29 protein-coding genes are annotated in these 25,666 nt (G+C 70.9%); 23 read left to right on the top strand and 6 right to left on the bottom strand.

Annotated features, from left to right (window positions below):
• Window positions 1-204: 204 nt before the first annotated feature.
• Window positions 205-1,041, top strand: coding sequence for an alpha/beta fold hydrolase (locus tag LHA35_RS24245; protein WP_226613378.1), 837 nt, complete (start codon window positions 205-207; stop codon window positions 1,039-1,041).
• A gap of 95 nt (window positions 1,042-1,136) precedes the next feature.
• Window positions 1,137-2,192, top strand: a complete 1,056-nt coding sequence (locus LHA35_RS24240) for an alpha/beta fold hydrolase (RefSeq protein WP_226613375.1) — start codon at window positions 1,137-1,139, stop codon at window positions 2,190-2,192.
• 366 nt (window positions 2,193-2,558) lie between these two features.
• Here the strand turns inward: LHA35_RS24240 and LHA35_RS24235 are convergent, their stop codons facing one another.
• The 3 genes from LHA35_RS24235 to LHA35_RS24225 all read right to left on the bottom strand — a co-directional run bounded on the left by LHA35_RS24235 (window position 2,559) and on the right by LHA35_RS24225 (window position 5,744).
• Window positions 2,559-3,350, bottom strand: coding sequence for an SDR family NAD(P)-dependent oxidoreductase (locus LHA35_RS24235; protein WP_226613373.1), 792 nt, complete (start codon window positions 3,348-3,350; stop codon window positions 2,559-2,561).
• A gap of 76 nt (window positions 3,351-3,426) precedes the next feature.
• On the bottom strand, window positions 3,427-4,446 hold the full coding sequence (gene hemB, locus LHA35_RS24230; protein ID WP_226613372.1) for a porphobilinogen synthase: 1,020 nt from the start codon (window positions 4,444-4,446) through the stop codon (window positions 3,427-3,429).
• Window positions 4,443-5,744, bottom strand: a complete 1,302-nt coding sequence (locus tag LHA35_RS24225; RefSeq protein WP_226613371.1) for an O-acetylhomoserine aminocarboxypropyltransferase/cysteine synthase family protein — start codon at window positions 5,742-5,744, stop codon at window positions 4,443-4,445. The genes hemB and LHA35_RS24225 overlap by 4 nt, the downstream gene beginning before the upstream one ends.
• A gap of 595 nt (window positions 5,745-6,339) precedes the next feature.
• Between LHA35_RS24225 and rpiB the strand changes: the two genes are divergently transcribed.
• From rpiB to thiL, 9 genes are all read left to right on the top strand, one after another.
• Window positions 6,340-6,792 carry a ribose 5-phosphate isomerase B gene (rpiB, locus tag LHA35_RS24220; protein ID WP_226613370.1) on the top strand — a complete coding sequence of 151 codons (453 nt, stop codon included), beginning with the start codon at window positions 6,340-6,342 and terminating at the stop codon, window positions 6,790-6,792.
• 28 nt (window positions 6,793-6,820) lie between these two features.
• On the top strand, window positions 6,821-8,125 hold the full coding sequence (glyA, locus tag LHA35_RS24215) for a serine hydroxymethyltransferase (protein ID WP_226613369.1): 1,305 nt from the start codon (window positions 6,821-6,823) through the stop codon (window positions 8,123-8,125).
• Window positions 8,126-8,158: 33 nt separating this feature from the next.
• The gene (gene nrdR, locus LHA35_RS24210; protein WP_226613368.1) at window positions 8,159-8,611 is read left to right on the top strand and encodes a transcriptional regulator NrdR; all 453 of its coding nucleotides are present in this window, start codon (window positions 8,159-8,161) and stop codon (window positions 8,609-8,611) included.
• 255 nt (window positions 8,612-8,866) lie between these two features.
• Window positions 8,867-9,949, top strand: coding sequence for a bifunctional diaminohydroxyphosphoribosylaminopyrimidine deaminase/5-amino-6-(5-phosphoribosylamino)uracil reductase RibD (gene ribD, locus LHA35_RS24205; protein WP_408902411.1), 1,083 nt, complete (start codon window positions 8,867-8,869; stop codon window positions 9,947-9,949).
• Window positions 9,950-9,951: 2 nt separating this feature from the next.
• Entirely contained in the window at window positions 9,952-10,590 is a 639-nt protein-coding gene (locus LHA35_RS24200; protein ID WP_226613363.1) for a riboflavin synthase, read from the top strand.
• A gap of 12 nt (window positions 10,591-10,602) precedes the next feature.
• Entirely contained in the window at window positions 10,603-11,742 is a 1,140-nt protein-coding gene (gene ribB / locus LHA35_RS24195; protein WP_226613362.1) for a 3,4-dihydroxy-2-butanone-4-phosphate synthase, read from the top strand.
• Complete coding sequence (gene ribH, locus LHA35_RS24190; protein ID WP_226613360.1) at window positions 11,739-12,221, top strand: 6,7-dimethyl-8-ribityllumazine synthase; 483 nt, start codon at window positions 11,739-11,741, stop codon at window positions 12,219-12,221. Before ribB ends, ribH begins: the two co-directional genes overlap by 4 nt.
• Window positions 12,221-12,877 carry a transcription antitermination factor NusB gene (gene nusB / locus LHA35_RS24185; RefSeq protein ID WP_264185768.1) on the top strand — a complete coding sequence of 219 codons (657 nt, stop codon included), beginning with the start codon at window positions 12,221-12,223 and terminating at the stop codon, window positions 12,875-12,877. The genes ribH and nusB overlap by 1 nt, the downstream gene beginning before the upstream one ends.
• Entirely contained in the window at window positions 12,870-13,853 is a 984-nt protein-coding gene (gene thiL / locus LHA35_RS24180) for a thiamine-phosphate kinase (protein WP_226613358.1), read from the top strand. The genes nusB and thiL overlap by 8 nt, the downstream gene beginning before the upstream one ends.
• A 281-nt stretch (window positions 13,854-14,134) precedes the next feature.
• Here thiL and LHA35_RS24175 read toward each other — a convergent pair whose 3' ends face one another.
• A complete protein-coding gene (locus tag LHA35_RS24175) occupies window positions 14,135-14,677 on the bottom strand; it encodes an outer membrane protein assembly factor BamE (protein ID WP_226613356.1) in 543 nt (180 codons plus the stop codon).
• A gap of 74 nt (window positions 14,678-14,751) precedes the next feature.
• Here LHA35_RS24175 and LHA35_RS24170 point away from each other — a divergent pair, with 74 nt between their 5' ends.
• The 8 genes from LHA35_RS24170 (at window position 14,752) to folE (ending at window position 19,958) form a co-directional block, all read left to right on the top strand.
• Window positions 14,752-15,309 (top strand): ubiquinol-cytochrome C chaperone family protein, encoded by a 558-nt coding sequence (locus LHA35_RS24170; RefSeq protein WP_226613345.1) that lies wholly within the window; start codon window positions 14,752-14,754, stop codon window positions 15,307-15,309.
• Window positions 15,299-15,799: a YceD family protein gene (locus LHA35_RS24165; RefSeq protein WP_226613344.1), complete on the top strand. Its 501-nt coding sequence runs from the start codon at window positions 15,299-15,301 to the stop codon at window positions 15,797-15,799. Before LHA35_RS24170 ends, LHA35_RS24165 begins: the two co-directional genes overlap by 11 nt.
• A 107-nt stretch (window positions 15,800-15,906) precedes the next feature.
• The gene (gene rpmF / locus LHA35_RS24160) at window positions 15,907-16,107 is read left to right on the top strand and encodes a 50S ribosomal protein L32 (RefSeq protein WP_226613343.1); all 201 of its coding nucleotides are present in this window, start codon (window positions 15,907-15,909) and stop codon (window positions 16,105-16,107) included.
• Between the two features lie 35 nt (window positions 16,108-16,142).
• Window positions 16,143-17,195 carry a phosphate acyltransferase PlsX gene (plsX, locus tag LHA35_RS24155; protein WP_226613341.1) on the top strand — a complete coding sequence of 351 codons (1,053 nt, stop codon included), beginning with the start codon at window positions 16,143-16,145 and terminating at the stop codon, window positions 17,193-17,195.
• 13 nt (window positions 17,196-17,208) lie between these two features.
• Entirely contained in the window at window positions 17,209-18,189 is a 981-nt protein-coding gene (locus tag LHA35_RS24150) for a beta-ketoacyl-ACP synthase III (protein WP_226613339.1), read from the top strand.
• Window positions 18,190-18,330: 141 nt separating this feature from the next.
• Entirely contained in the window at window positions 18,331-18,645 is a 315-nt protein-coding gene (locus tag LHA35_RS24145) for an integration host factor subunit alpha (RefSeq protein WP_226613337.1), read from the top strand.
• Between the two features lie 34 nt (window positions 18,646-18,679).
• Window positions 18,680-19,078: a MerR family transcriptional regulator gene (locus LHA35_RS24140; protein ID WP_226613335.1), complete on the top strand. Its 399-nt coding sequence runs from the start codon at window positions 18,680-18,682 to the stop codon at window positions 19,076-19,078.
• Window positions 19,079-19,349: 271 nt separating this feature from the next.
• A complete protein-coding gene (gene folE / locus LHA35_RS24135; RefSeq protein WP_226613334.1) occupies window positions 19,350-19,958 on the top strand; it encodes a GTP cyclohydrolase I FolE in 609 nt (202 codons plus the stop codon).
• Window positions 19,959-20,010: 52 nt separating this feature from the next.
• Here folE and LHA35_RS24130 read toward each other — a convergent pair whose 3' ends face one another.
• Window positions 20,011-21,282, bottom strand: a complete 1,272-nt coding sequence (locus LHA35_RS24130; protein ID WP_226613332.1) for a family 1 glycosylhydrolase — start codon at window positions 21,280-21,282, stop codon at window positions 20,011-20,013.
• Window positions 21,283-21,417: 135 nt separating this feature from the next.
• Between LHA35_RS24130 and LHA35_RS24125 the strand changes: the two genes are divergently transcribed.
• The 4 genes from LHA35_RS24125 to LHA35_RS24110 all read left to right on the top strand — a co-directional run bounded on the left by LHA35_RS24125 (window position 21,418) and on the right by LHA35_RS24110 (window position 24,645).
• The gene (locus tag LHA35_RS24125) at window positions 21,418-21,822 is read left to right on the top strand and encodes an AtzH-like domain-containing protein (protein ID WP_226613331.1); all 405 of its coding nucleotides are present in this window, start codon (window positions 21,418-21,420) and stop codon (window positions 21,820-21,822) included.
• Between the two features lie 67 nt (window positions 21,823-21,889).
• On the top strand, window positions 21,890-22,510 hold the full coding sequence (locus tag LHA35_RS24120) for a 2-hydroxychromene-2-carboxylate isomerase (protein WP_226613330.1): 621 nt from the start codon (window positions 21,890-21,892) through the stop codon (window positions 22,508-22,510).
• Complete coding sequence (locus LHA35_RS24115) at window positions 22,507-23,793, top strand: NAD(P)/FAD-dependent oxidoreductase (protein ID WP_226613323.1); 1,287 nt, start codon at window positions 22,507-22,509, stop codon at window positions 23,791-23,793. Before LHA35_RS24120 ends, LHA35_RS24115 begins: the two co-directional genes overlap by 4 nt.
• A gap of 117 nt (window positions 23,794-23,910) precedes the next feature.
• Window positions 23,911-24,645, top strand: a complete 735-nt coding sequence (locus LHA35_RS24110; RefSeq protein WP_226613322.1) for a cold-shock protein — start codon at window positions 23,911-23,913, stop codon at window positions 24,643-24,645.
• Between the two features lie 404 nt (window positions 24,646-25,049).
• Here the strand turns inward: LHA35_RS24110 and LHA35_RS24105 are convergent.
• On the bottom strand, window positions 25,050-25,666 hold a 617-nt coding region (locus tag LHA35_RS24105; RefSeq protein WP_226613321.1), incomplete at its 5' end, for an aspartate/glutamate racemase family protein.

Raw genomic sequence — 25,666 nt, 5'->3', positions numbered from 1 at the left:
GGGCGTGAACGCCCGGGAGCGTGGATCCGCTCGAACAACAAAGAGCCCCAGCGGATGGGCGTTCGGCATGAACGCCATCCGCTGCAGGGCAAGGCTCCGGGCGGATGGCCCGGGGCAGGGGAGGCACACAGCCGGTCCGGCGGCCGGCCAGGGCTGTGCCCCCCGGGGGAGCGGCACGTCCAGAACCAACCGGGGGGTTCCACCATGCGCCGCAACCACCTGCGCTACATGCTACCGCAGGGCTTCTTCACGCTGGCCTGGACCGAATGGGGACCGACGGAGGGCATGCCCGTCCTCTGCGTCCATGGCCTGACCCGCAGCGGACGGGACTTCGACGCGCTGGCGGCGGCGCTCGCGGCTGAGGGGCGGCGCGTGCTCTGCCCGGACCTGCCCGGCCGTGGCCGATCGGACCGGCTGCCCGATCCGGCGCTCTACATCCCGCCGACTTACATCGCCGCGCTGTCGCACCTGCTGGCGCGGCTGGACGGTCCGGTCGACTGGATCGGCACCTCCTTGGGCGGCATCTGCGGCATGGTGGTGGCGGCGACGCCGGGCCATCCGGTCCGCCGCTTCGTGCTGAATGACATCGGCACGCATGTGCCGAAGGAATCGATCGCACGGATCGGCGACTATCTGGGGCAGGAGACCGAGTTCGCCGACCTGCCGGCGCTGGAAGCGCATCTGCGGGCGGTGCATGCCCCCTTCGGTGACCTGTCCGATGCCGAATGGCGGCATCTGGCCGAGACCTCCGCCAGGCCGGCGCCGGGTGGCCGTGTCGCGCTGCATTACGACCCGGCGATCGCCGCGCCCTTCCGCGGCGCCACGCCGGCGGAGGATATGGACCTCTCGCCTCTGTGGGCGCGTGTCACGGTCCCCGTGCTGCTGCTGCGCGGGGTGGAAAGCGACCTGCTGCTGCCGGAGACGGCGCGCGCCATGGCGCAGAAGCCCGGGGTGCGGCTGGTGGAGATCCCGGGTTGCGGACACGCTCCGGCGCTGATGGATGCCGACCAGATCGGGCTGATCCGCGACTTCCTGGGGTAGGGACTCGCACGGCGTCGGCCGCTCCCGCCGGCCGCGTGGAAAGAGAGAGGCGGTGCCGGGGGAATATCTTTCCCTGCCGCTGCGTTGCCGCTTGCATGGTCCCCTTCCGCCCCCGCCCGCCCTGGCTCACCGGGCGTCTCCAGACCCTGCGTGCCCTGCGCTGGCCGTTGCCGGCGGCGTTGACCGAGGGGCACCGCCTTTGGCTGCCGCTCGCCGATGGCGATGCCCTGGCCGCCATGCTGCATTTCCCGGAGGGCGGGGCGCGCCGCCGGCCGCTCGCGGTGCTGGTGCATGGCCTGACCGGCGGCGAGGACGACCCCTATCTGCGGGAGGCCGCCCGCGGCCTGCTGCGACGCGGCTTCCGCGTGCTGCGCCTCAACCTGCGTGGCAGCGCCCTCAGCCAGCCGCGGAGTACCAGCCACTACCATCTCGGCCGGTCGGAGGACCTGGCGCAGGCACTGACGGCCCTGCCGGAAGCGCTGACCGGTGACGGCATCCTCGTCGCGGGCTGGTCGCTGGGCGGCGCGCTGGCCCTGCTGCTGCTGGGGCGGGAGGCGGAGACGCCAGGCCTGCCACGGCTGGTCGGCGGTGCCGCGATCTGTCCGCCGCTCCAGCCGGAACTCGCGCATGCGACCATCGACGCCAACCCCATCCTGGGCCGCGCCCTGCTGGCGCAGTACCGGCGGGAGGTGCTGGCGGTGCCGGCACGGGACCTGCCGCCGGCGCTCCGCCAGGCGGCGCTGGAAGCGGGCTCGGTGCAGGAGTTCGAGGCCCGGGTCACCGCGCCGCGCTTCGGCTATCCCTCCTATGCCGTGTTCTGCGAGGTGAACCGCCCCGCGGCGGTGCTGCCGCGGTTGCGCGTACCTGCCTTGCTGATGATGGCGGCGGACGACCCGCTGGTCCCGCTCGCCTCCATGGACGGGATCGACTGGTCGCGCTGCCCGGCGGTGCTGCCGCTGCCGGTCGCCGGCGGCGGGCATTGCGGCTTCTACGACTGGCGGGCGGAGGCGATGTCGGTCCGTGCCCTCGGAAGCTTCTTCGAGGGGCTGGCGGATCAGGGGGGCGCGGGCAGCGCTGCCGTCGCAGGCCAGTGGCCCGGCGGTTCGCCCTCCTCCACCGCCCGGCAGGCGGCGAGCACGGCGGCGGCGTAGGCCCAGGCGGCCCGCCATGCGCCGTGTGGGCGGAGCCTCTCCGCGAAGAGGCCAAGCCACAGAGCGGGATGCTCCGGGCCGTCTCCGCTGCAGAGCGTCTTTCCCGGGTGGCGCTGCCAGCGGCCCTGCGGGGCCCTGGCCGGGGAGGACGGCAAGCGGCTCGGCATCGGCCTGCACGGCCCGGCCGGGCGCCCGCGGACCGCGCTCGCCGTCGTGGCGTCGCGTATCCTTGCCGCCGCGCGCGGGCAGCGCGACTGCCGCGAGGTGCCGGGCCTCCGCGAGCGGCACCGGTAGCCGTGCCTCCCGGTTTGTGCGCCGCTGCCGGCGCCGGGAGGCGGCGTTCAAGGCCGGTGTGAGGATCCGGGCTCAGAAGCCCGGGCGCGGCGTCAGCTCCATCATCACCTGATCGAGCCCGCCATCCACCAGGATCTCCGCGCCATTCACATAGGAGGAGCGCGGGCTGGAGAGGAAGATCACCGCATCGGCGATGTCCTGCGGCGTGCCGATCCGGCGGCTGGGCAGCATCTTCTCCCGCCGCTCCTTCACATCGGGCTGCTGGTAGAAGCTTTCGGACATCGGCGTGCGGATGAAGCCCGGGCTCACGACATTGCTGCGGATGCCATCCGGGCCCCATTCCAGCGCGAGCTGGCGTGACAGCATGGCCGCCGCCGCCTTGGAGGCGCTGTAGGCGCCGCTGCGCGGCTGCGGGTTGGACGCGGCGATGGAGGCGATATGCACCATGGCGCCGCCGCGGCCGATCATCTGGTGGCGGAAGGCCTGTGCGCAGAGCAGGTAGCCGGTCAGGTTGATGGTCAGCAGCGTGTTCCATTCCTCCAGCGGCAACGTCGCCAGCGCGCCCGGCCGAAGGATGCCCGCATTGTTGACCAGGATGTCCGCCGGTCCCAGCCGGTCGGCGCTGGCAAGCGCGGCATCCGCGATGCTGCCCTCGCTGCCCGTGTCGCAGAGGATGGCGGTGACCTGCCCGCCGGCATCCAGCAATTGGCGCTCCAGCGACTTCAGCGCATCCAACTCGCGGTCGAGCAGCGCGACGGCGCAGCCCGCTTCGATGAAGGAGGTCGCGATGGCGCGCCCCATGCCGCCCGCGGCGCCCGTGACGACGGCGATCTTCCCCGCGATGCCGAGCCAGTCATTGTTCATCATTCGTCACTCCCCGTCCCGGCGCGATGAGACGCGCGGGGACGGGCCAGGTCAAGCGCGATGGTTCCGCTGCTGTTCAGCGGCCGCGCAGCAGTTGCGCAGCCTCCACGGCAAAATACGTCAGCACGCCATTGGCTCCCGCGCGCTTGAAGCCCAGCAGGCTTTCCAGCATCGCACGCTCATGCTCCAGCCAGCCATTGCGCACGGCGGCCATGATCATCGCGTATTCGCCGCTCACCTGATAGGCGAAGGTCGGCACGCCGAACCGGTCCTTCACGCGACGCACGATGTCGAGATAGGGCATGCCCGGCTTGACCATGACCATGTCGGCACCCTCGGCGAGGTCGAGCGCCACTTCGCGCAGCGCCTCATCCGTGTTGGCCGGGTCCATCTGGTAGGTCTTCTTGTCGCCGCGCAGCGCCTTGCCGCTGCCGACGGCATCCCGGAAGGGGCCGTAGAAGGCGGAGGCATATTTCGCGGCATAGGACATGATGCGCGTGTCGATGCAGCCCGCCACGTCCAGGCCGTGGCGGATCGCGGCGATGCGGCCGTCCATCATGTCGGAAGGCGCGATGACGTCGATGCCGGCCTGCGCCTGGTTCACCGCCTGGCGGACCAGGATTGCCACGCTGTCGTCATTGTGGACATAGGCGCCGGTGCGCGTCTCCCGGATCACGCCGTCATGGCCGTGATCCGTGTAGGGATCGAGCGCGACGTCGCCGACCAGACCGAGATCCGGGAATTCCTGTTTCAGCAGCCGCGCGGCGCGGCACATCAGGTTGTCCGGGTTCAACGCCTCCGTCCCCTCCGCATCCTTTGCCTCGGGTGGCGTCATGGGAAAGAGGGCAACGGCCGGGATGCCGAGCGCGGCCGCCTTCTCGACATGGCCCGCGAGCCGGTCGAGGGTCACGCGTACCACGCCGGGCATGGAGGCGACCTCGGTGGTCTGGCCGGTGCCCTCGCGGACGAAGATCGGCCAGATCAGGTCGTCCACGCCCAGCCTGTTCTCGGCGACCAGCCGGCGGGTCCAGCCATCCCGCCGGTTGCGGCGCATCCGCGTGTCCGGGAATGCGCCGGTGGGTGTTCCGATGCTCATGCGGCTGCCTTCAGGGCCTGGTCGAGGTCGGCGATGATGTCGTCGATATGCTCGATGCCGATCGACAGGCGGACATAGCCGGGGGTCACGCCCGTCGCCATCTGCTCATCCGCCGAGAGCTGGCTGTGCGTGGTGGTGGCCGGGTGGATGGCCAGCGACCGGGCGTCGCCGATATTCGCGACGTGGTAGAACATCTGCAGGGCGTTGATGAAGCGTGCGCCCGCCTCGGCGCCGCCCTTCAGCTCGAAGCCCATCAGGCTGCCATAGCCGCCCTTCAGATAGGCATCGGCGCGGCGCTTCGCCTCGCCGCTCTGCACGCTCGGGTGGATCACCTGGGTGACCGAGGGCTGCTCGGACAGCCAGGCGGCGACGCGGATGGCATTGGCGCAGTGGCGCTCCATCCGCAGCGGCAGCGTCTCCAGGCCCTGGATGTGCAGGAAGGCATTGAAGGGGGTGGTCGCCGCGCCGAGGTCGCGCAGCAGGCAGGTGCGCATCCGCAGGATGTAGGCGATGGGGCCAAGCGGCTTCACCGCCTCGGTCCAGACCGCGCCGTGGTAGCTCGGGTCCGGGGTGTTCAGCGTCGGGAAGCGGCTGCCATGCGCCTCCCAGTCGAAATTGCCGCCATCCACCACGATCCCGCCGATGGAGGTGCCGTGGCCGCCGATGAATTTGGTGGTGGAATGCATCACCACCGCCGCCCCGTGCTGCAGCGGCTTGCAGATGATGGGCGCCGCGGTGTTGTCCATGATCAGCGGCACGCCCAGCTTGCGGCCGATCGCCGCCACCTCGCCTATGGGGAAGACCTGCAGCTTCGGGTTCGGCAGCGTCTCGGCATAGTAGGCGCGGGTGCGGCTGTCGGTCGCGCGGGCGAAGGCCTCCGGGTCGGCCGGATCGACGAAGCGGACCTCGACGCCCATGTTCTTCAGCGTGTTGGCGAAGAGATTCCAGGTGCCGCCATAGAGATCGGTCGAGGAGACGATGTTGTCCCCGGGCGTGGTCAGGTTCAGCACCGAGAAGGTGGTGGCCGCCTGGCCCGAGGCGACGGCCAGCGCCGCGACGCCGCCCTCGAGCGCGGCGACCCGCGTCTCCAGCGCATCCTGCGTCGGGTTCATGATGCGGGTGTAGATGTTCCCCAGTTCCTGCAGTCCGAAGAGCCGGGCGGCATGGCCGGTGTCCTGGAACTGGAAGCTGGTGGTCTGGTGGATCGGCACGGCGACCGAGCCGGTGGTCGGATCCGCCCGATGGCTGCCGCCATGGAGCGCCAGGGTTTCGGGGCTGGTCCAGGTCGGCTTGGCCATGCTGCGGTCCTCCGAAGGCATTATCGGCGGGAGTCGTGCCATTTCCGGCCGGGCGGCGGAAGGGGGCGCGCCTTCCAGCCAGGGATCCGGCCGGGCGGTCTGGTTTGAGGGGTGAGCCCCCCACCACGCAATGGCGAGCCTGTGTGCCCGGAGGCAGGCCCGCTGCCGGCGCGGCAGGTCTCGTTGGCTGCCTGCCGGGATGGAAGCTTGGCCCGCTCCGGGCAGGGTGCAGGTGGCGAGGAGCCGGCGGGCAACCGGAGCGGTCGCTGCTTGCGGGCATGCTGAAGGCCCGTCGGGGCGTCCCGGCGCGTGGAGCCCGGTCCTGAGATCCTCCCGCCCGGTCGTTTCGGCCGCCATGCTCCGGGCCAGGCCCGCGGCCCGCCTTCGCCTCGCTGGGTTCCGCCCTCCGCCGGGCCGATGCGGAGACGGCCGCCGGCCGGGACCCTTCGCGGGCGGGGATTGCCGCCTTCCGTGCGATGCATGGCCGGCCTGCAACCTGGACCATGGCGCTTCTCGCAGATCGGGGGCATCTCCAGGCCACAAACCCTTGGGGTTTCCCATCGCCCCGACCCCCAGCACATGGTAGGTCTGCACCATGAGTTCCGCCCCCCTCACCATCGCCATCGGCGGCGACCATGCCGGGCTGCCGCTGAAGACCATCCTGCAGGAGGCCCTGGCCGCCGCGGGTCATGAGGTCCTGGATGTCGGCACCAACGACACCGCCAGCGTCGACTATCCGGACTTCGCCCATCAGGTCTGCGCCGCGGTGGAAGGCGGCCGGGCCAGCTTCGGCGTCCTTGTCTGCGGCAGCGGCATTGGCATGCAGATCGCCGCCAACCGCCATGCCGGCATCCGCGCCACCGTCCTGCACGGCACCACCGAGGCACGGCTGACCCGTGCCCATAACGATGCCAATGTCGCCTGCTTCGGCGCCCGGACCACCGGGCCGGAGGTGGCGCTGGACGCGCTGAACGCCTTCCTCGCGACGGAATTCGAGGGCGGCCGCCATGCAAGGCGGCTTGCCAAGCTCGCCCCGCCTGCCGCCTGACCCGCCGCCTCTACCCAGGGCCGACCCGATGAACGAGACTGCCGCCTACCGCATCCCCGAGCGCTTCTTCTCCGCCCCCCTGGCGGAGGCCGATCCGGAACTCGCCGCCGCCATCGGCAAGGAACTCGGCCGGCAGCAGGACGGGATCGAGCTGATCGCCTCGGAGAACATCGTCTCCCGCGCGGTGCTGGAGGCCCAGGGCTCGGTCCTGACCAACAAATATGCCGAGGGCTATCCGGGCCGGCGCTACTATGGCGGCTGCGAGTATGTGGACGTCGCCGAGACCCTGGCCATCGAGCGGGCGGCGAAGCTCTTCGGCTGCGGCTTCGCCAATGTCCAGCCGCATAGCGGCGCGCAGGCCAACCAGGCGGTGTTCCTGGCCCTGCTGCAGCCAGGCGACGCCTTCATGGGCCTCGACCTGGCGGCCGGCGGCCACCTGACGCATGGCTCGGCCGCCAACCTGTCCGGCAAGTGGTTCCGGCCGGTGCCGTATACGGTCCGCAAGGATGACCAGCGGATCGACATGGCGGAGGTCCGCCGGATCGCGCTGGAGAACAGGCCGAAGCTGATCATCGCCGGCGGCTCGGCCTATGCCCGGGTCTGGGACTTCAAGGCCTTCCGCGAGATCGCCGACGAGGTGGGCGCCTGGTTCATGGTGGACATGGCGCATTTCGCCGGCCTGGTCGCCGGCGGGGCGCACCCGTCCCCGTTCCCGCACGCCCATGTCGCCACCACCACCACCCATAAGACCCTGCGCGGCCCGCGCGGCGGCATGATCCTCACCAACGACGAGGCGCTGGCGAAGAAGTTCAACTCCGCGGTCTTCCCCGGCCTGCAGGGCGGCCCGCTGATGCATGTGATCGCGGCCAAGGCGGTGGCCTTCGGGGAGGCGCTGAAGCCCGAGTTCCGGGCCTATGCCCGCGCCGTCGTCGCCAATGCCGCGGCCCTGGCCGAGGAGCTGAAGGGCCAGGGCCTGGATCTCGTCACCGGCGGCACCGACAACCACCTGCTGCTGGTGGACCTGCGGCCGAAGAAGCTGACCGGCAAGGCCTCCGAGGCGGCGCTGAACCGCGCCCACCTGACCTGCAACAAGAACGCCATTCCCTTCGATCCGGAGAAGCCGATGGTCACCTCCGGCGTCCGCCTCGGCACGCCGGCCGGCACCACCCGCGGCTTCGGGGAGGCGGAGTTCCGCGAGGTCGGCCGGCTGATCGGCGAGGTGCTGGACGGGCTGGCCAAGGCGAACGACGCCTCGGCCAATTCGGCGGTCGAGGAGAGCGTGAAGGCGCGGGTGCTCGCCCTCTGCCAGCGCTTCCCGATCTACCCGGCCTGAACCCGGGTACCGCAAAAGGGGGAGGAGACAAGGATGCGCTGCCCCTTCTGCGGGAGCGACGACACGCAGGTGAAGGACAGCCGGCCGGCGGAGGACAATGCGGCCATCCGCCGGCGCCGCTCCTGCCCCGCTTGCGGCAGCCGCTTCACCACCTTCGAGCGGGTGCAACTGCGCGAGATCACGGTCCTCAAGACCGATGGCCGCCGCGTGCCTTTCGACCGCGAGAAGCTGGCGCGCTCTATTCGCGTCGCCCTGCGCAAGCGGCCGGTGGACGAGGACAAGATCGAGCGCATCGTCAACGGCATCCAGCGCCGGCTGGAGACCGAGGCTGAGTCCGAGGTCACCTCCCGCCAGATCGGCGAGATCGTCATGGAGACGCTGAAGGAGGTGGACCAGGTCGCCTATGTCCGCTTCGCCAGCGTCTACCGCAATTTCGGCGAGGCAAAGGATTTCCGCGAGTTCCTCGGCAAGATGGACAACGGCTAGGGCCATGGGGGGATGGCTGCGGCGGGGGCTCCGCCCGTTGGCGGTAGTGCCGCCAACCTCCCTTCGGGGACCGAACCGGTCCCCGGACCCCAGTGTGGGTTGCTCGCTGAAGGAGAGGACCCCTGAGGGGTCTCCTCCTCCTGCGATGGACTCCTGTGTCCCAGGGGCCCTTCGGTCCCTGGCTGGGGGGTGTAGGGGGGGCAGCATTCCCTCTGCGGACTTCCTTCCATGACGTCCGAAGCCGACCGTCACCACATGGCCGCGGCCCTGCGCATCGCGCGGCGGGGCCTGGGCAATACCTGGCCGAACCCCGCGGTGGGCTGCGTCCTGGTCAGGGATGGCCGGGTGGTCGGCCGGGGCTGGACCCAGCCGGGCGGACGGCCGCATGCCGAGACCGAGGCCCTGGCGCGGGCCGGGGAAGCGGCGCGGGGCGCGACGGCCTATGTGACGCTCGAGCCCTGCTCCCATTGGGGCCGCACGCCGCCCTGCTGCGATGCGCTGATCAAGGCGGGCGTCGCGCGGGTGGTGGTGGCGACCGGGGACCCCGATCCGCGGGTGGACGGCCGCGGCCTGCAGCGCCTGCGCGAGGCCGGGGTGATCGTCGAGCTTGGCCTGGGCGGGGAGGAGGCGCGGGCGATCAATGCCGGCTTCGCCCGCCGCATCACCAAGGGGTTGCCGCTGGTCACCCTCAAACTCGCCACCACGCTGGATGGCCGCATCGCCACCGCGGGCGGCGAAAGCCAGTGGATCACCGGGCCGGAGGCGCGGCGAGAGGCGCATGCGATCCGCGCCCGCCACGACGCCATCCTGGTCGGCAGCGGCACGGTGCTGGCGGACGACCCGGAATTGACCCCCCGCATTCCCGGCATGGCGCGGGTCCCGCTGGCGCGGGTGGTGGCGGACAGCCGGTTGCGGACGCCGCTCGACAGCAGGCTGGTCCGGACCGCGAAGACGGTGCCGACCTGGATCGCGACGCGCACGAACCAGCGGCCGGGGGTCCTCGCACCCTATATCGAGGCCGGGGTGCAGATCCTGCCGGTGCCGCGGGCGAAGCCGGGCCTCGACCTCGCGGCGCTGCTCGGGGCGCTCGCCCAGCGCGGGGTGACGCGGGTGATGGCCGAGGGCGGGGCCGGGCTGGCGGCGGCATTGCTGCGCGGCGGCTTCGTGGACCGGATCACCTGGTTTCACGCCCCCGGCATCATGGGGGGCGATGGCCTGCCGGCGGTCCAGCCCTTGCCGCTCGCCGTGCTTTCCGCCATGCCCAGGTTCCGCCGCGTGGCGGGCCGCCCCGTCGGGGCCGACTGGATGACCGAGTTCGAACGCGAGGAGAGCCCGTAGCAATGTTCACCGGGATCGTGACGGACCTCGGCACGGTGCGGGAGGTGCAGCCGCTCGGCGGGGGCAATGACATGCGCCTCCTGATCGGTACCTCGCCGGCCTTCCTGGCACAGCCCGCCCCGGCGGCGATCGGCGCCTCGATCTGCTGCTCGGGCGTTTGCCTCACGGCGGTGCAACTGGGCGGCGACTGGTTCGCGGTGGATGCCTCGGCGGAGACGCTGTCCAGGACCACCCTTGGCGCCTTCCAGCCCGGCAGCCGGGTGAACCTGGAGCGTAGCCTGCGGCTGGGCGATGAACTCGGCGGGCACCTGGTCTCCGGCCATGTGGATGGCGTCGCGGAGGTTCTCTCGGCCGTGCCGGAGAACGCCTCCGTGCGCTGGCGCTTCCGGCTGCCAACCGGGCTGTCGCGCTTTGTGGCCGTCAAGGGATCGATCGCGATCGACGGCGTGTCCCTGACGGTCAATGAGGTTGACGGGGACGTGTTCGGGGTCAACATCATCCCGCACACGGCCGCCGTGACCACCTTCGGGACGCTGCAACCGGGCGGTCGCGTCAATATCGAGATCGACACCCTGGCGCGCTACGTGGCGCGGCTGGTGTCGGCAGACCGGGACGCCCTTGCCGCGACGGCGACCCGCTAGAGGATTCCGACCATGACCGCCGCCGCGCCGAAGAGCGTCAACTTCTCCGAGTTCATCAGCCCGACCGAGGAGCTGATCGAGGAAGCGCGACGTGGCCGCATGTTCATCCTGGTCGATGACGAGGACCGGGAGAACGAGGGCGACCTGGTCATCCCCGGGCAATTCGCGACGCCGGACGCCATCAACTTCATGGCCAAGTATGCCCGTGGCCTGATCTGCCTGGCGATGACGCGCCACCGCGTGGAGCAGCTCGGCCTGCCGTTGATGGCCGCCGCCAACGGCACGCGGCATTCCACCGCCTTCACCGTCTCCATCGAGGCGAAGGAGGGCGTCACCACCGGCATCTCCGCCGCCGACCGGGCGCATACCATCGCCACCGCGATCAACCCGGAGATGGGCCGCGAGCATATCGTGACGCCCGGCCATGTCTTCCCGCTGCTGGCGCGGGATGGCGGCACGCTGGTCCGCGCCGGCCATACCGAGGCCTCCGTCGATATCGCGCGGCTCGCCGGCCTCAACCCCTCAGGCGTGATCTGCGAGATCATGAACGACGACGGCACCATGGCCCGGATGCCGGACCTGGTGTCCTTCGCCCAGCTTCATGGCCTGAAGCTCGGCACCATCGCCGACCTGATCGCCTACCGTCGCCGGACCGAGCGGCTGGTGCGGCGGGTGACCGAGGGCCAGATCGACCACACCATCGGCGGGGACTGGCGGCTGGTGGTCTATACCAACACGCTGGAATATGCCGAGCATCTGGCGCTGGTGAAGGGCGACGTCTCGGCACCCGGCCCGGTGCATGTGCGCATGCATGCGGCCAACCTGCTGCATGACATCGTGGCCGGCACCGGGACGCAGGACCTGCACGACGCCATGCGCATGATCGAGACGGCCGGGCGCGGCGTCGTCGTCGTCATCCGCGACTGGCGGTTGACGAACATGAGCGAGCAGATCCGGCACAGCAAGGATCGCCGGGTGACCCCGCCCGAGATCCGGGACTATGGCATCGGCGCCCAGATCCTGGCGGATCTCGGCGTGCGGGACATGGTGCGGCTATCCAACAACCCGCGGCCCATTGTCGGCCTCGAGGGTTACGGGCTCCGGGTCGCCGAGACCAGGCCGCTGATCCGATCGAACAGGGACATTGCATGAGCACGATCGACGCGCCGGAGCGCGCGGCGCAGCCCATCCCGGGCCCGGCGCCGCGGCTGCTGGTGATCCAGGCGCCCTATTACGAACAGGTGGTGGGGGGCATGCGTCGCGGCGCGGAGCGTGTCTTCGCCGAGGCGGGCGCCTTCCACCAGACCGTCGACGTCGCGGGTGGCTACGAACTGCCGGCGGCGCTGCGCATGGCGCTCTCGCAGACCGCCGAAGACTATGACGGCTATCTGCTGCTCGGCTGCGTGGTGAAGGGGGAGACCGACCATTACACCTTCATCTGCGATGCCATCTGCCATGGCGTCATGCAGATCTCGGCCGAGACGGGGGCCGCCATCGGCTTCGGCCTGCTGACGGTCGATACGCTGCAGCAGGCGATCGCCCGCGCGGCCGATGACCGGCACAACAAGGGGGCCGAGGCGGCGCATGCGCTGCTCGGCCAGGTGGCGCTCCGCCGCCGCTGGGGCCTGTGATGCCCGGGCACAAGGCCGAAACGGGCGAACTGGACCGGCTGCGGGCCGAGTACGAGGCGGAGCAGCGCACGGCGGGCAAGCCCGAGGCGGAGGCGAAGCCGGCCCAGCAGGCCGCGAAGCCCGCCGGCAAGGCCCAGGGCGCGAAGAAGGGCTCCGCGCCCAAGGGCCGCGGCCGGCCGCGCACCGGTGCGCGCGTCGCGGCCGTGCAGGCCCTGTTCCAGAGCGAGCAGACCGGCGAGCCGGCCGAGGTCGTGGTCAGCCAGTTCCAGCGCCACCGCCTGGGCACCCAGCCGGGCGATGGCGGCTTCGAGGAGGGCCGGGTGCCGGAGGCGGATGCGCCGCTCTTCTCGGCCATCGTCACCCGGGTCGCACGCAATGCCGAGGAGGTGGACCGGCTTCTCTCGCAGCACCTCGCCCGCGACTGGCCGCTCGCCAAGCTCGACCCCGTGCTGCGGGCGCTGCTGCGGGCCGCCTGCGGCGAACTCTGGGGCGGCAAGGAGCCGCCGGCCAGGGTCGTGATCAACGAGTATCTCGACGTCGCGCACGGCTTCTTCGGCGGCGACGAATCGCGCTTCGCCAATGGCGTGCTGGACGCCATGGCCCGCGCCCTGCGGGCCGAGGAATTCTCCGGCCCGTCGCGCCGCCGCGGTGGCTGACGCGCCGGGCGCGCTGCCGGGCGAGTTCGCCCTCATCGCCCGGCATTTCCGGCGGCTGGCGGGGCCCGGTGCGCTCGACCTCGCCGATGATGCGGCGCTGCTCGACCCGCCATCGGGCCGGCAATTGGTGCTGGCGGCGGATGCCATGGTGGCGGGGGTGCATTTCCTGCCCGACGACCCGCCGGAGACCATCGGCCGCAAGCTGCTGCGGGTGAATCTGTCGGACCTCGCCGCCATGGGGGCGGCGCCGCTCGGCTACCTGATGACGACGGCGCTGCCGAAGGACCTGCCGCCGGACTGGCTGGGCCGGTTCGTGGACGGGCTGGCGGCGGACCAGGCCGAGTTCGGGCTCTGCGTGCTGGGGGGCGATACCGTGTCCACCCCGGGACCGATCTCCCTCTCGCTGACCATTCTTGGCAGCGTCGCGCCCGGGGCGGCCCTGCGGCGGGCAGGGGCGCGGCCGGGCGATTCGCTCTGGGTCTCCGGGACGATCGGCGATGGGGCGCTCGGCTTGCGGGTGCTGCAGGGCAAGCTGCCGGGCGATCCCGGAGGGCATCTCGCGCGGCGCTACCGGCTGCCGGAGCCACGGCTGGCGCTCGGCGCGGCACTGGGCGGGCTGGCGCGGGCCGCCATGGATGTCTCGGACGGGCTGGTGCAGGATCTCGGCCATCTCTGCCGCGGCGCAGGGTGCGGCGCGGTGCTGCAGGCGGCGGAGGTGCCGCTCTCGCCCGCGGCGCGGGCCCTGGCTGCCGGGGATCCGGCGCTCGCCGGGCTTTGCCTCACCGGTGGCGATGACTACGAGCTGCTCTTTGCCGCCCCGCCCGGAGCCGAGGAGGCGGTGAGGGCACGCGCGGCCACGGCGGGGGTGCCGGTGGCGCGGATCGGCACCTTCATCGAGGGGCCGGCCGAGGTCCGGGTGCTGGATGCGCAGGGCGCGGAGATGGCGCTGCCGCGGGGCGGCTGGAGCCACTTCTGACGTGTCTGGCCGACCGGCCTGCGGCACGGGGGCTGGCCGGCCGCCGGCCACGCGACAGGGCTCAGTTCGTCGCCCGGCATGAACGCTCGATACTATATCGCGACAATTCTGGCGCGTTGATGCGGCCTTGGGTGCCGGCGCCGCTCCGGCGGCTTGGCACCGCGGCATAGGCTGCGGGCGGGCTTCGCGGTTTCATCTGCCAATGGCGGCTGCAGGCTAGGCTTTATGCCGGCCGGCATGAGGTTCGGCAGGGAGGGGAGCGCCTTCCGCTCTCCGCTTGTTTACCGCATCGTGCCCGGGCCGGGCGCCTGCGGGCCGGGCCCGGCGCCGCCGACGGGGGCGCCCATCGGTCCAATGCGGCCGACATTGCCGAACAGCGCCTGCAGCAGGGTCCGGTCATTGCCCGGGGTCGGCGTCTCGCGCGCGACCATCTCGACCGGCTGGGCCTGGTCCTCGCCGACCCGCTTCACGCCCTGCACCACCCCGCGAGAGTCGAAGCTGACCACCACGGTTTCCTGGTCCGTCACCGCCAGGGCCCGCCCCGGGCGCTGCCGGGTCTTGCTGCTGATGTAGTACCAGATGTCCTCGCCGAAGGTGCTGGTCTGGGTCGGGGAGCCGAGCAGGGCCTGCACATCCGCCCGGGTCTGCACCCCGGGCGTGATCTCCCGCAACTGGTCCTCGGTGATGCGGTTGCCGCGCTGCACGACCGGCGCTTCGAAGAAGCTGCAGCCGGCAAGCAGCAGGGTGCCAAGGGCAAGGGCGGCGACCCGCGCAGAAGGCGGGCGGCGCGGCGGCGCGTTGACCGGGCGGGAAGGGCGATCCATGTCTGCGGCCGAATGCCACCTTGCCGCGGCACGGTCAACCATGCCGGGCGCCCCAGCCGAAGGACTCCGCCCCCATGGGCCTGCTCGCCCTGTTCCGCCGCAAGCCGCATGAGCGGGCCGGATTCGAGCTTTACGGCGCGGCCGTGGCGGCGGCGCGCCATCCCTGCTTCTTCGATGTGCTCGGGGTGCCCGATTCGTTGGATGGCCGCTTCGACCTGGTCGGGCTGCATGTGGCGCTGATCATCCGCCGGGTCCGGAAGGATGCGGACCCGCGCGGGCCGGCGCTGGCGCAGGCCGTGTTCGATGCGATGTTCGCCGATATGGATATCAACCTGCGGGAGATGGGGGTCAGCGACCTGACCGTCGGCAAGCGGGTAAAGAAGATGTGGGAGGCCTTCCACGGCCGCGCCCAGGCCTATGAGGCGGCGCTCGATGCCGGTGATGCCGCCGCCATGGCCGCCGCCTTGCACCGCAATGTCTGGCGGGCGGAGGGAGCGGCCTCGCCGGCTGCGCACCGCCTGGCGGCGCACGCCCTGCGCGGCTCGGCCGCGCTGGCCGCCCAGCCGATCGAGGCGTTGCTGCGGGGCGAGGCGCGCTTCCCGGCGCCGGAGGAGACCGCCGATGCCGCCTGAGACGCCCGAATTCTCCCGCCCCCTGGCGCTCGGCCGCGTGGGCCCGGAAGGACGCCAGGAATCGCTGCAGGCGAGTGAGGCGGAACGTTCCGCGCTGGCTCGGCGCTTCGGCATTCTCGGCATCGAGTCCCTGCATGCCGCGCTGCGGCTGGAGCCGGAGCCGGACGGCGCGGTCCGGGTGGCAGGGCGGCTGGACGCGGCCGTGACGCAGGCCTGCGTCGTGACGCTGGAGCCGGTGGCGCAGCGTGTCGTGGAGGAATTCGCCGTCCGCCTGTTGCCGGCCGGGCGCGAACTGGGGGATGGCCCGGATGATCTCGACGAGATCGAGACCGAGAATGATGTTGCCGATCTCGGGGAGGTGGTGGCGGAGCAACTGGCCCTTGGCCTTGACCCCTATCCCCGGGTGGCCGGGGCGGAACTGCCGGCCGAGGCGAAGGACGAGACGGAGGGCGCCTTCGCGGCCCTCGCCGCCCTGCGCCGGAAGGACTAGGCTCGGCCGGCCCGGACGGCACCATGCTTGCGCCCCCGGGGGTGGGGTGCTACAGCCGCGCGCTCCCGCAGAATCCTGCTGTTTTGTGACAAGAAAGGCTCGGCGCCATGGCCGTTCCGAAGAAGAAGGTTTCGCCCTCCCGCCGCGGCATGCGTCGGAGCCACGAGGCGCTGTCCACCCAGGCACACAATGAGTGCCCGAACTGCGGCGAGCTGAAGCGCCCCCACCATGTCTGCGGCTCCTGCGGTCACTACGACGGCCGTGAGGTCGTTGCCGCCGACGCCGTGAAGGGCGTGGTTCGTACCTGAGCCGCCGTAACCCGGCCGGCAAGGAACCGCAGATCGTGTCGAAGCCTTTCTCCCTGGCCATTGATGCCATGGGGGGCGACAACGCGCCCGACATCGTGCTGGATGGGCTGGAACTGGCGGCGGAGCGGCATCCGCAGGCCCGCTTCCTGCTGGTCGGCGACGAGGCCCGGATCGGCGCCATGCTGGCGCGGCGCCCGCGCGCGGCGAAGGTCTGCATGATCCGCCATGCGCCGGATGTCATCTCCTCGGAGATGAAGCCAACGGCGGCGCTGCGCCAGGGGCGGCAGAGCTCCATGCGCATCGCGATCGACTCCGTCGCGGCGGGTGAATCCGCCGGCGTCGTCTCCGCCGGCAATACCGGCGCGCTGATGGCGCTGGCGAAGATCGTGGTGAAGACGCTGCCGGAGATCGACCGGCCGGCGCTCGCCGCCATCATGCCCTCCGCCCGTGGCGACGTGGTCATGCTCGACCTCGGCGCCAACGTGCAGTGCGATGCGCGCAACCTGGTCGAGTTCGCGGTGATGGGCGACACCTTCGCCCGCGCCGTGCTCGGCCTGACCGCGCCTTCCTTCGGGCTGCTCAATGTCGGCTCCGAGGAGTTGAAGGGCGACGAGCGGGTGCGGGCCGCCGCCGATGTGCTGAAGGACAGCCATATCGGCGCCAATTTCCACGGCTTCGTGGAAGGGCACGACATCACCGCTGGCACGGTCGATGTGGTGGTGACCGACGGCTTCACCGGTAATGTCGCGCTGAAGACCGGCGAGGGCGCGCTGAAGCTGATGCGCGACCTGCTGCGCCAGGTTTTCACCAGCAGCATCCCGGCGCGCATGGGCTATCTGCTGGCCCGTCCCGCGCTCGATCGCCTGCGCGAGTGGATGGATCCACGCCGCTACAACGGTGCGATCCTGCTCGGCCTGAACGGCGTGGTGGTGAAGAGCCATGGCGGCACCGATGCGCTGGGCTTCGCCCATGCGGTCGATGTCGCGATGGACATGGTGACCCATCATTTCAACGACCGCATCCGGGAGGGACTCTCCCGCCTTTCCGCTCCGGTGCCAGCGGAGAAGCTGGCGCCCGTACGGCCTTGAGGACCGAAGCGTCATGGTGACCCGCGCCATCATTGCCGGCTGTGGCGGCTACCTGCCGGAGCGGGTGGTCACCAATGACGCACTGGGCGAGGCCTTCGGGATCGAAACCTCCGACGCCTGGATCATGGAGCGCACCGGCATCCGGCAGCGCCACATCGCGGCGCCGGGCGAGACCGCCTCTTCCATGGGCGCGGCGGCGGCCCGGCAGGCGCTGGAGCGGGCCGGCATCGCCGGCAGCGAGGTGGATTGCGTCATCGTCGCGACCGCGACGCCGGACAGCGCCTTCCCGGCGACCGCGGTGCGGATCCAGGCGGCGCTCGGCTCCACCAAGGGCTTTGCCTTCGACGTCTCGGCCGCCTGCACCGGCTTCGTCTACGGCCTCGGCCTGGCCGATGCGCTGATCCGGACGGGGCAGGCGCGCTGCGCCGTGGTCGTCGGCACCGAGGTCTTCTCCCGCATCCTGGACTGGACGGACCGCGGCACCTGCGTGCTGTTCGGCGACGGTGCCGGCGCGGTGGTTCTGGTGGCGGGCGAGGGCAGGGGAGATGCGACCGACCGCGGCATCCTCTCGACCCATCTGCATTCGGATGGCCGCCATGGCGACATTCTGCTGGTGGATGGCGGCGCCGGTTCCACTGGCGAATGCGGCAAGCTGCGCATGGCGGGCAAGGAGGTGTTCCGGCACGCCGTCTCCAAGCTCGCCTCCGTGGTGGATGAGGCGCTGGGGGCGAACGGGCTGGCGCAATCCGATATCCGCTGGCTGATCCCGCACCAGGCCAATGCCCGCATCATCGAAGCGATGGGCAAGAAGCTCGGCCTGCCGAAGGAGCGAGTGGTGGTCACGGTGGACCGCCACGCCAATACCTCCGCCGCCTCGATCCCGCTGGCGCTGGCGGAGGCGGCCGGCAAGGGGCTGATCGAGCGCGGCGACCTGATGGTGCTGGAAGGCATCGGTGGTGGCCTCACCTGGGGCGCGGCGCTGGCGCGCTTCTAGGCAAACGGCATTTGTGGCCGGATTGCCACTGTGTGGCTCGGCCTCGTGGCATTCCGGCGACAGCGGCCATGCCGCGCTTGACCCTCAGAACCGATACAGGTTTCCTAATCCCGATAAGGGCTTGCGGGAACCAGTTGCGGCATGAACACGCTGACGCGCGCCAGCCTTGCTGAGGCGATCTACAATCAGGTGGGGCTGTCGCGGAACGAATCCGCCGCCCTGCTGGAGGCCGTGCTGGAACGCATGGCCAGGGCGCTCGAGGAAGGCCAGCCCGTGAAGATATCCGCCTTCGGCACCTTCATGGTGCGCCAGAAGGGCCAGCGGGTCGGGCGCAATCCGAAGACCGGCGTCGAAGTGCCGATCATGCCGCGCAAGGTGCTGTCCTTCCGTCCCTCCCAGGTGTTGAAGGCCCGCATCAACGGCCAGCCGGTGCCGCGCGGGGATAGCGAGGCGTGACGCCGGGGTGCCGGATTCATCGCAAGGGCCGGGCATGAGCGACGACCCGAGCGAGGCCGGGCGGCTGCGCGCCCGCAAGGCGCCGACCGCCTTCCGGACCATCTCCGAAGTGGCGGACGACCTGCACATCCCGCAGCACGTCCTGCGCTTCTGGGAGACGAAGTTTCCCCAGCTCAAGCCACTGAAGCGCGGCGGCGGCCGCCGCTACTACCGGCCGGAGGACATCGCGCTGCTCCGGCGCATCGCCGATCTGCTCTACACCCAAGGTTATACCATCAAGGGCGTACAACGACTGCTGCGCGAGGGCGGGCTGGCCGAGGGCGAGACGGAACTGCCCCCGATCGAGGCGGAACCCGCCGCCGGCAGCCTGCGGGCGGTGCTGGAGGAATTGGAGGAACTGGCCGAGGAGTTGCACGCCCTCGCCGGGCGGTAGCCGGCAGCGCGGCACCTCTGCGTCGCGCCCGGGGCGGATCGCCGGAAGCGAGACTGGGCCGTCCCGTCCATGATCACTGGACGGTTGGATGCCCCAGGTGATCATGTCTCCCGCTCGGTCAAGCCGCTTCCGACCCGTGCCGGCGCGTCCGCCGGGCCATCTCCGGCACCGGCGAGGGGGGACGAGGCTGCCCGGGCGCTGCGCTGCGGGATACCCGGCCCGGTCCCTGCGTTGCGCCCCAGTCGTGTCGATCCACGCCAGGGAGGTTGCGATGAAGGCCAAGCCACTCGCCGAGGCGCCCATATTGCCGGACCGTCCGAGCCGCGCGGAGGCCGAGTCGGCCGTCCGCACGCTGCTGCGCTGGGCCGGCGATGATCCGGCGCGGGAGGGGCTGCTGGACACGCCGGCGCGGGTGGTGCGGTCCTATGAGGAGTTCTTCGCCGGCTACGCCATCGACCCGGTCGCGGTGCTGGAGCGGACCTTCGCCGAGACCGAGGGTTACGACGAGATCGTCCTGCTCAAGGACATCCGGCTGGAGAGCTATTGCGAGCATCACATGGTGCCGATCATCGGTGTCGCGCATGTGGCCTATCTGCCGGCGCATCGCGTCGTCGGCATCAGCAAGCTGGCGCGCGTGGTGCACGCCTATTCGAAGCGGCTGCAAATCCAGGAGAAGCTGACGGCGCAGATCGCCAATACGATCGAGGCGGTGCTGCAGCCGCGTGGCGTCGCCGTGGTGATCGAGAGCGAGCATCAGTGCATGACGACGCGCGGCGTGCACCAGCATGGCGCGAGCATGGTGACCAGCCGGATGCTCGGCGCCTTCCGCGACGATCCGAACACCCGCCGGGAACTGATGGCCCTGATCGGGAAGGGCTGACCCGTCGGAATCGAGAGGCGCGCGGGGGAGGGGATGCTCCCCCGCATCGCCTTCAGGCGCTGACCGGCAGCGTCAGGCAGTGGCTCTCGGCCTGCAGGACCGGCTTCCAGGTCTCGATCAGCCGCTTGTACGCCTTGCCCACGGTGCGGATGTTGCGATCGAGGTCGAAGAGCCCGCGCGGGTTCACGTCGCCCCGCTGCTCCCGCAGGGCGTGGTTCCAGTCGATCTGGTCGGTCAGCGAATACCAGGTGAAGCCCAGCACCGGCACGCCATCCCGGCGCAGGCGCATGATCCCGGACCACTGCTTCCAGAGCCAGCGCTCCGCCTCGTCGCCGCGCGGGCCCTCGTCCATGTTGGTCTCGGTGTGCATCACCGGCAGGCCGTAGCGGGCGTGGTAGTCGCGCGTCACGGTGTCGTAGCCGAAGACCTCGCCGGCCCAGCGGCTGTGGCCATCGCCGCCGATCAGGTGCTCGTTGGTGACGTACCAGTCATTGCCCATGATGCAGTGGCGCTTCAGCGCCGGGGCCGAGCGCTGGAAGAAATGGTACTCCTCCCGCGTCATGCCGTTGTCCATGAGGTACTCGTACATCGAGGAGCAGACGCGCCGGCCGTAGTTCAGATCGAGCGTCAGGAAGCGCTCGGCATTGCGGTGCTCGGCATGCGGCAGGGCGAGCGGGCATTCCGGGTGGAAATGCTCGGTCGATTCGGACTGGATGAAGATGGCGTCCGGGCGGATCTGCACGATGGCCTGCATGGCCATGACATTGGCGCGGACGATGTTCCTGATAGCGGTGACATAGCTGCGGTCGTCGTGCCGCTGCTCGTTCCACCAGCCGTACTTGGCCGAGAAGACTGCGGTGATGAACATCTCGTTCACCGGGGTGTAGAGCTGCACCCAGGGGAAGCGGGCGGCGAAGGCCCGGGCGTAGTCGGCAAAGAGCTGCGGGAAGTCCGGGTTCTGGAAGTCGCCGATGAAGTCCGGCACGCCGAAATGGCAGAGATCGACCACCGGGACGATGCCGAGGCGCCGCACCTCCGCGAAGGTCTCGTCGGCGAAGGCCCAGTCATGCAGCCCGGGCGCCCGCAGTGTGGTGTGGAACTGCGGGCCGTAGCGCAGGACGCCGCACCCGAGATCCTTCACCAGGGCCAGGTCTTGCTTCCAGCGGTCGTAATGGCCGCACTCGGCCATCTGGTCGCGCCGGATCCGGCCGCCCTGGATGGTCGGGGCGCTGTTCTCGATGCCGGTGGCGAAAAGGAACCCCTGGGAGGCCAGGGCATGGAGCGAGATCGGCGCGGCAGGCATGGGCGAGAGGGCGTCCAGCATCGGGCGGGTCCCAAGAAAACGTGATGTCGCATTGTATTCAGTATATCGTGAGCAAACGCACATTAACTCCATGTCATTTTTGCTGCCGCCTGCCTGGCCCGGCATCCTCGCCACGCTGACGAGGAGCCTTCCCCCATGCAGATCGACGACCCGGCGGTGACCACCGAGGCCCGCGCCGTCTTCGACCGCTACGAGCGGGCGATTGCCGAGAACGACACCGCTGTCCTGGACGATAGCTTCTGGGCCGACCCGCGCACCGTGCGCTTCGGCACCACCGAGATCCTCTACGGCATCGAGGCGATCCGCGCCTTCCGCGCAGGCATCGCCCGCTATGCGCCGCGGGCAACACGCCGCGTGCACATCACCACCTTCGGCCGGGATTTCGCCTGCACCCATCTGGAGTACCAGCGCACCGACAGTGGGCTGATCGGGCGGGAGACGAAGATCATGGTGCGGCTGCCGGAGGTCGGCTGGAAGGTCGTCTCGGCGCATGTCTCGCTGCTCGCGGGCAGCGATCCCGGGCGGGTGCAGAAGGGCTGAGGCTCGGGGGTTCCGGTTGCGGCGCGGCGGCGGCCGCCTATGCTCGCCGCGCTGCAAGGAATCGCCGATGACCGAGCGCGTGGTCGAGTGCTTCTACACCCTCTCCAGCCCCTGGATGTATTTCGCCGCCCCGCAGCTGCGGGCGATCACCGACCGGCATGGCGTGCGGGTGGCGCTGCGGCCCTATGACTTCCCGCTGGTGATTCCACAGACCGGCGGTATCCCGCTCCGCACCAGGCCGCAGCCGCGGCAGGACTACCACGCGCTGGAACTGGACCGCTGGCGGCGGCACCTCGGCATGCCGCTTGTCCTGAAGCCGCGGCACTATCCACCGGCGGACCAGCGCCCGGCCGGGCGGATGGTGATGGCGGCCCAGGCGCGCGGGCTGGATGCGCAGGCGCTCTCCCATGCCATCCTGACCGCGCTCTGGGTGGAGGAGCGCGACATCGCCCTGCCGGAGGTACGGGCGGCGATCGGCGATGCCCTCGGTCTGCCGGGCGCCACGCTGGTGGCGGAGGAGGAGAGCCCCGCCATCCGCGCCGAGTGGGACCGCAACAACGCCGAGGCGGTCGCGCGCGGCGTCTTCGGCAGCCCGACTTTCTTCTTCGGCGACCTCTGGCTCTGGGGCCAGGACCGGCTCTTCTTCCTGGAGAAGGCGCTGGCCGGCGAGGCGGTGCAGACGCCATGACCGCGTCCGATCGGCCGCGCGAGGGCTTGCACACGGTCATCATTGGCGCCGGCATCGTCGGCGCCTGCACCGCGCTTGCCCTGCTGAGGGACGGGCATCGGGTCACCATCCTGGAGCCCGGCACGCCGGGCGGGGAGCAGGCGGCAAGCTACGGCAATGGCTGCTGGCTGAGCCCCATGTCCGTCATCCCGCCGGCGGTGCCCGGGCTGTGGAAGAAGGTGCCGGGCTTCATCGCCGATCCGCTCGGGCCGCTCGCCATCCGCTGGCGCTACCTGCCGCGCGTCCTGCCCTGGCTGGCGCGCTACCTGCTCTCCGGCTGGACCGAGGCGAAGGTCGCGCGCACCGCGGTCGCGCTTCGCGCCCTGCTGAAGGACGCGCCGGCGCTGCATGCCGCCCTTGCCGAGGAGGCCGGCGTCGGCGGGCTGATCGAGCGGCGCGGGCTCATGTACATCTATCCCTCGCGGGCCGAGTTCGAGGCCGAGGCAATGGCCTGGCGCATCCGCCGCCAGGTCGGGATCGAATGGCTCGAGCTCTCGGCCGAGGAACTGCGCCAGCGCGAGCCGTTACTCGACCGGCGCTACGGCTTCGCCGCGCTGGTCGAAGAAGGCGGGCATTGTCGCGATCCCGGCGCCTATGTCGCCGCGCTGGTCGCGTTGGCGGAATCCCTCGGCGCCAGCCGTGTCGCCGCGCGCGCCACCGGCTTCCGGATCGAGGGCGGGCGCCTGCGCGCGGTGCGGACTGAGACGGGCGAGATCGCGGCCGACCGTGCCGTCATCAGCGCCGGCGCGCATTCCCGCGCGCTGGCCGCCGCGGCAGGGGACCGGCTGCCGCTGGAGACGGAGCGCGGCTACCACGCCATGTTGGAAGGAGTGGAGATCGGCCCGCGCACGCCGCTGATGCCCTCGGACGGCAAGATGTCCATTACCCTGACGAATCGCGGCCTGCGCTGCGCCGGGCAGGTGGAGATCGCCGGTCTTGCCGCCGCACCGAACTGGAAGCGGGCTGAAATTCTTCGTGACCATCTGCTGCGCAGCTTCCCCGGCCTGCCGCGCGACCTGCCGCCGGAGCGGGTAAAGGTCTGGATGGGCCACCGTCCCAGCATGCCGGACGGGCTGCCCTGCATCGGGCCATCAAGCGGGACTCCTGATATTGTGCATGCCTTCGGCCATGGCCATGTCGGTCTGGTGGCGGGCCCGCGCACGGCGCGGCTCGTCGCGCAGATGCTGGGTGGCCAATCGCCGGAGCTGGACCCGCGGCCCTACGCCCCCGGTCGCTTCCGCTGATTTCGCGCTCGCTTTAGCGGCCGGGGGGTGTCATGCTCATCGGTAGCGGCCCCGCATCCCCGTGCGGCCGCTCGACACTAGATACGGAACTAACAGCAAGTGCCTTCCGATACCGATATGCAGGGCGGTACCGGGCCCCTCGAGGCCCAGGTGAAGTGGTACAACGCCCGCAAGGGCTTCGGCTTCGTGCTGGGGCCCGACGGACAGGACGTGTTCTTCCATGCCTCGGCCCTTACCGAGGCCGGGATCGAGCCGCCGGACACCGGCGACACGCTTGTCTGCGAAATCGGCACTGATCGCCAGGGTCGTCGTTTGGTCACCCGTATCACCGAGCTGCGGCGCGGTGAGGGCGGGGCGGCCGCGGCCGGCGCGGCACGGCGCCCCTATCGGGAAGGCGGCTTCGGTGATCGTCCCCCGCGGCGCGACTTCGGCGGCGGCGGCTTCGGTGACCGTCCCCCGCGGCGCGACTTCGGCGGCGGCGGCTTCGGTGACCGTCCCCCGCGGCGTGACTTCGGCGGCGGCGGCTTCGGCGGCCCGCGGCAGGGTGGCTTCGGCGCTGGCGGCGGCGGCTTCGGTGGCCCGCGCCAGGGCGGCTTCGGTGACCGTCCGCCGCGTCGCGACTTCGGCGACCGCGACGCCGGCGGCCCGACCTATGCGGTCAGCGGCACGGTGAAGTGGTTCGACCAGGTCCGTGGCTTCGGCTTCGTGACGCCGGAAGACGGCGGCCAGGACGTGTTCCTGCACTCCTCCGTCCTGCAGCGCGCCGGGCGCCAGGATGTTCAGCAGGGCGAGAAGGTTTCGCTGGATGTCCGGGACGGCCAGCGTGGCCGCCAGGCGGTGAACCTGAAATAGGCTTGGCTCCGGCCGGGCCTGGCCCCGGCCGGATCAGCTGCTGCGAGGGTCCCCGGCGCTGCGCCGGGGCCCTTTTTGCATCTCGCTTCAGCCTTGCTTCACCCGTTGCGCGCAGCCTGCTGCCATGCGCGTGCTGCCCATGCTGCTCCTGCTCGCCACCCCTGGTCTTGCGGAGGCGCCACCTGCCTGTACGCCGATGCGGGAGGGCATGGTCGCCTGCTTCGGCGAGAAGCTCTGCGAATGCCGCTGGGAGCCGGGCGGGTCGCTGACCGGTCGGCCGGCCGGACATCGCTGGGACTGCGGGGCGCTGCGCCCCGCCTGCGGTGTGGCGCCGGCCGGGCCGCAGGCGGCGGAGGTGCCGCCCATCTCCGTCATGCCGCTGCTGCAGCCGTCTCACCCCGGCGTCATGCCCCGAAGCGGCGCGGCCGCAGCCCCGCATGGAACCAGGTGATCAGGGAATAGATATCGAAGACCGGCAGGCCGAGTGCCGCCTGCAGCACCGCCGCATAGGGCGGCATGTTGGTGCATTCTAGGACAATGGCCCCGACCTCCGGATACGCCGCCACCAGCGCCCGGCCGGCCTCCAGGATGTCCTGCTCGGCGAGCGCGACATCCATGTCCTCCGCCTCGGCCCTGATCAGCACGCGGAAGAACTCGCGGCCGCCCTCCGTGCCCATGATGGGGGTGTCGAGCGGCACCGCCGCCGCTTCCAGATGCGCCGGCGTCAGAGATCCCTTGCTGACCGTCAGCACGCCGACCCGCTTCCCCGGCGGCAGCGTCGCCTGCACCCAGGGGACCTGCAAAAGGGAGGAGGTGGCGACCGGCACCCCGACCGCCGCCGCGATCTCCTGCTGGAAGAGCGAGAGGAAGCCGCAGTTGGTCGTGATCGCCTCGGCCCCTAGTCTTACTGTGTCAAAGCTTTCCGGTCTTCCTATATGTGGGGGATGGTAGAGAGGCAGACAAGGCGGCCGAGGACGGGCGAGGCGCGGTTCGCGGCCTATCTGGGGGCGATCACGGCGGG

This window comes from Roseicella aerolata (assembly GCF_020523605.1).
GTDB lineage: Bacteria > Pseudomonadota > Alphaproteobacteria > Acetobacterales > Acetobacteraceae > Paracraurococcus > Paracraurococcus aerolatus.
Note: the sequence above shows the minus strand (reverse complement) of the source record. Positions and strands in the feature narration are given on the sequence as shown.

What these genes read in the sequence shown, in the direction of transcription:
- ribD (WP_408902411.1), top strand. Translation starts at nt 8,867, where the DNA reads ATGGCCGCGGCCCTGCGCATCGCGCGGCGGGGCCTGGGCAATACCTGG.
- LHA35_RS24110 (WP_226613322.1), top strand. Translation starts at nt 23,911, where the DNA reads ATGCAGGGCGGTACCGGGCCCCTCGAGGCCCAGGTGAAGTGGTACAAC.
- LHA35_RS24175 (WP_226613356.1), bottom strand. Translation starts at nt 14,677, where the DNA reads ATGGATCGCCCTTCCCGCCCGGTCAACGCGCCGCCGCGCCGCCCGCCT.
- nrdR (WP_226613368.1), top strand. Translation starts at nt 8,159, where the DNA reads ATGCGCTGCCCCTTCTGCGGGAGCGACGACACGCAGGTGAAGGACAGC.
- LHA35_RS24120 (WP_226613330.1), top strand. Translation starts at nt 21,890, where the DNA reads ATGACCGAGCGCGTGGTCGAGTGCTTCTACACCCTCTCCAGCCCCTGG.
- LHA35_RS24225 (WP_226613371.1), bottom strand. Translation starts at nt 5,744, where the DNA reads ATGGCCAAGCCGACCTGGACCAGCCCCGAAACCCTGGCGCTCCATGGC.
- LHA35_RS24200 (WP_226613363.1), top strand. Translation starts at nt 9,952, where the DNA reads ATGTTCACCGGGATCGTGACGGACCTCGGCACGGTGCGGGAGGTGCAG.
- LHA35_RS24165 (WP_226613344.1), top strand. Translation starts at nt 15,299, where the DNA reads ATGCCGCCTGAGACGCCCGAATTCTCCCGCCCCCTGGCGCTCGGCCGC.
- LHA35_RS24170 (WP_226613345.1), top strand. Translation starts at nt 14,752, where the DNA reads ATGGGCCTGCTCGCCCTGTTCCGCCGCAAGCCGCATGAGCGGGCCGGA.
- LHA35_RS24240 (WP_226613375.1), top strand. Translation starts at nt 1,137, where the DNA reads ATGGTCCCCTTCCGCCCCCGCCCGCCCTGGCTCACCGGGCGTCTCCAG.
- LHA35_RS24150 (WP_226613339.1), top strand. Translation starts at nt 17,209, where the DNA reads ATGGTGACCCGCGCCATCATTGCCGGCTGTGGCGGCTACCTGCCGGAG.
- folE (WP_226613334.1), top strand. Translation starts at nt 19,350, where the DNA reads ATGAAGGCCAAGCCACTCGCCGAGGCGCCCATATTGCCGGACCGTCCG.
- LHA35_RS24245 (WP_226613378.1), top strand. Translation starts at nt 205, where the DNA reads ATGCGCCGCAACCACCTGCGCTACATGCTACCGCAGGGCTTCTTCACG.
- glyA (WP_226613369.1), top strand. Translation starts at nt 6,821, where the DNA reads ATGAACGAGACTGCCGCCTACCGCATCCCCGAGCGCTTCTTCTCCGCC.
- rpiB (WP_226613370.1), top strand. Translation starts at nt 6,340, where the DNA reads ATGAGTTCCGCCCCCCTCACCATCGCCATCGGCGGCGACCATGCCGGG.
- LHA35_RS24115 (WP_226613323.1), top strand. Translation starts at nt 22,507, where the DNA reads ATGACCGCGTCCGATCGGCCGCGCGAGGGCTTGCACACGGTCATCATT.
- nusB (WP_264185768.1), top strand. Translation starts at nt 12,221, where the DNA reads ATGCCCGGGCACAAGGCCGAAACGGGCGAACTGGACCGGCTGCGGGCC.
- hemB (WP_226613372.1), bottom strand. Translation starts at nt 4,446, where the DNA reads ATGAGCATCGGAACACCCACCGGCGCATTCCCGGACACGCGGATGCGC.
- LHA35_RS24145 (WP_226613337.1), top strand. Translation starts at nt 18,331, where the DNA reads ATGAACACGCTGACGCGCGCCAGCCTTGCTGAGGCGATCTACAATCAG.
- rpmF (WP_226613343.1), top strand. Translation starts at nt 15,907, where the DNA reads ATGGCCGTTCCGAAGAAGAAGGTTTCGCCCTCCCGCCGCGGCATGCGT.
- LHA35_RS24130 (WP_226613332.1), bottom strand. Translation starts at nt 21,282, where the DNA reads ATGCTGGACGCCCTCTCGCCCATGCCTGCCGCGCCGATCTCGCTCCAT.
- LHA35_RS24140 (WP_226613335.1), top strand. Translation starts at nt 18,680, where the DNA reads ATGAGCGACGACCCGAGCGAGGCCGGGCGGCTGCGCGCCCGCAAGGCG.
- ribH (WP_226613360.1), top strand. Translation starts at nt 11,739, where the DNA reads ATGAGCACGATCGACGCGCCGGAGCGCGCGGCGCAGCCCATCCCGGGC.
- LHA35_RS24235 (WP_226613373.1), bottom strand. Translation starts at nt 3,350, where the DNA reads ATGAACAATGACTGGCTCGGCATCGCGGGGAAGATCGCCGTCGTCACG.
- LHA35_RS24125 (WP_226613331.1), top strand. Translation starts at nt 21,418, where the DNA reads ATGCAGATCGACGACCCGGCGGTGACCACCGAGGCCCGCGCCGTCTTC.
- ribB (WP_226613362.1), top strand. Translation starts at nt 10,603, where the DNA reads ATGACCGCCGCCGCGCCGAAGAGCGTCAACTTCTCCGAGTTCATCAGC.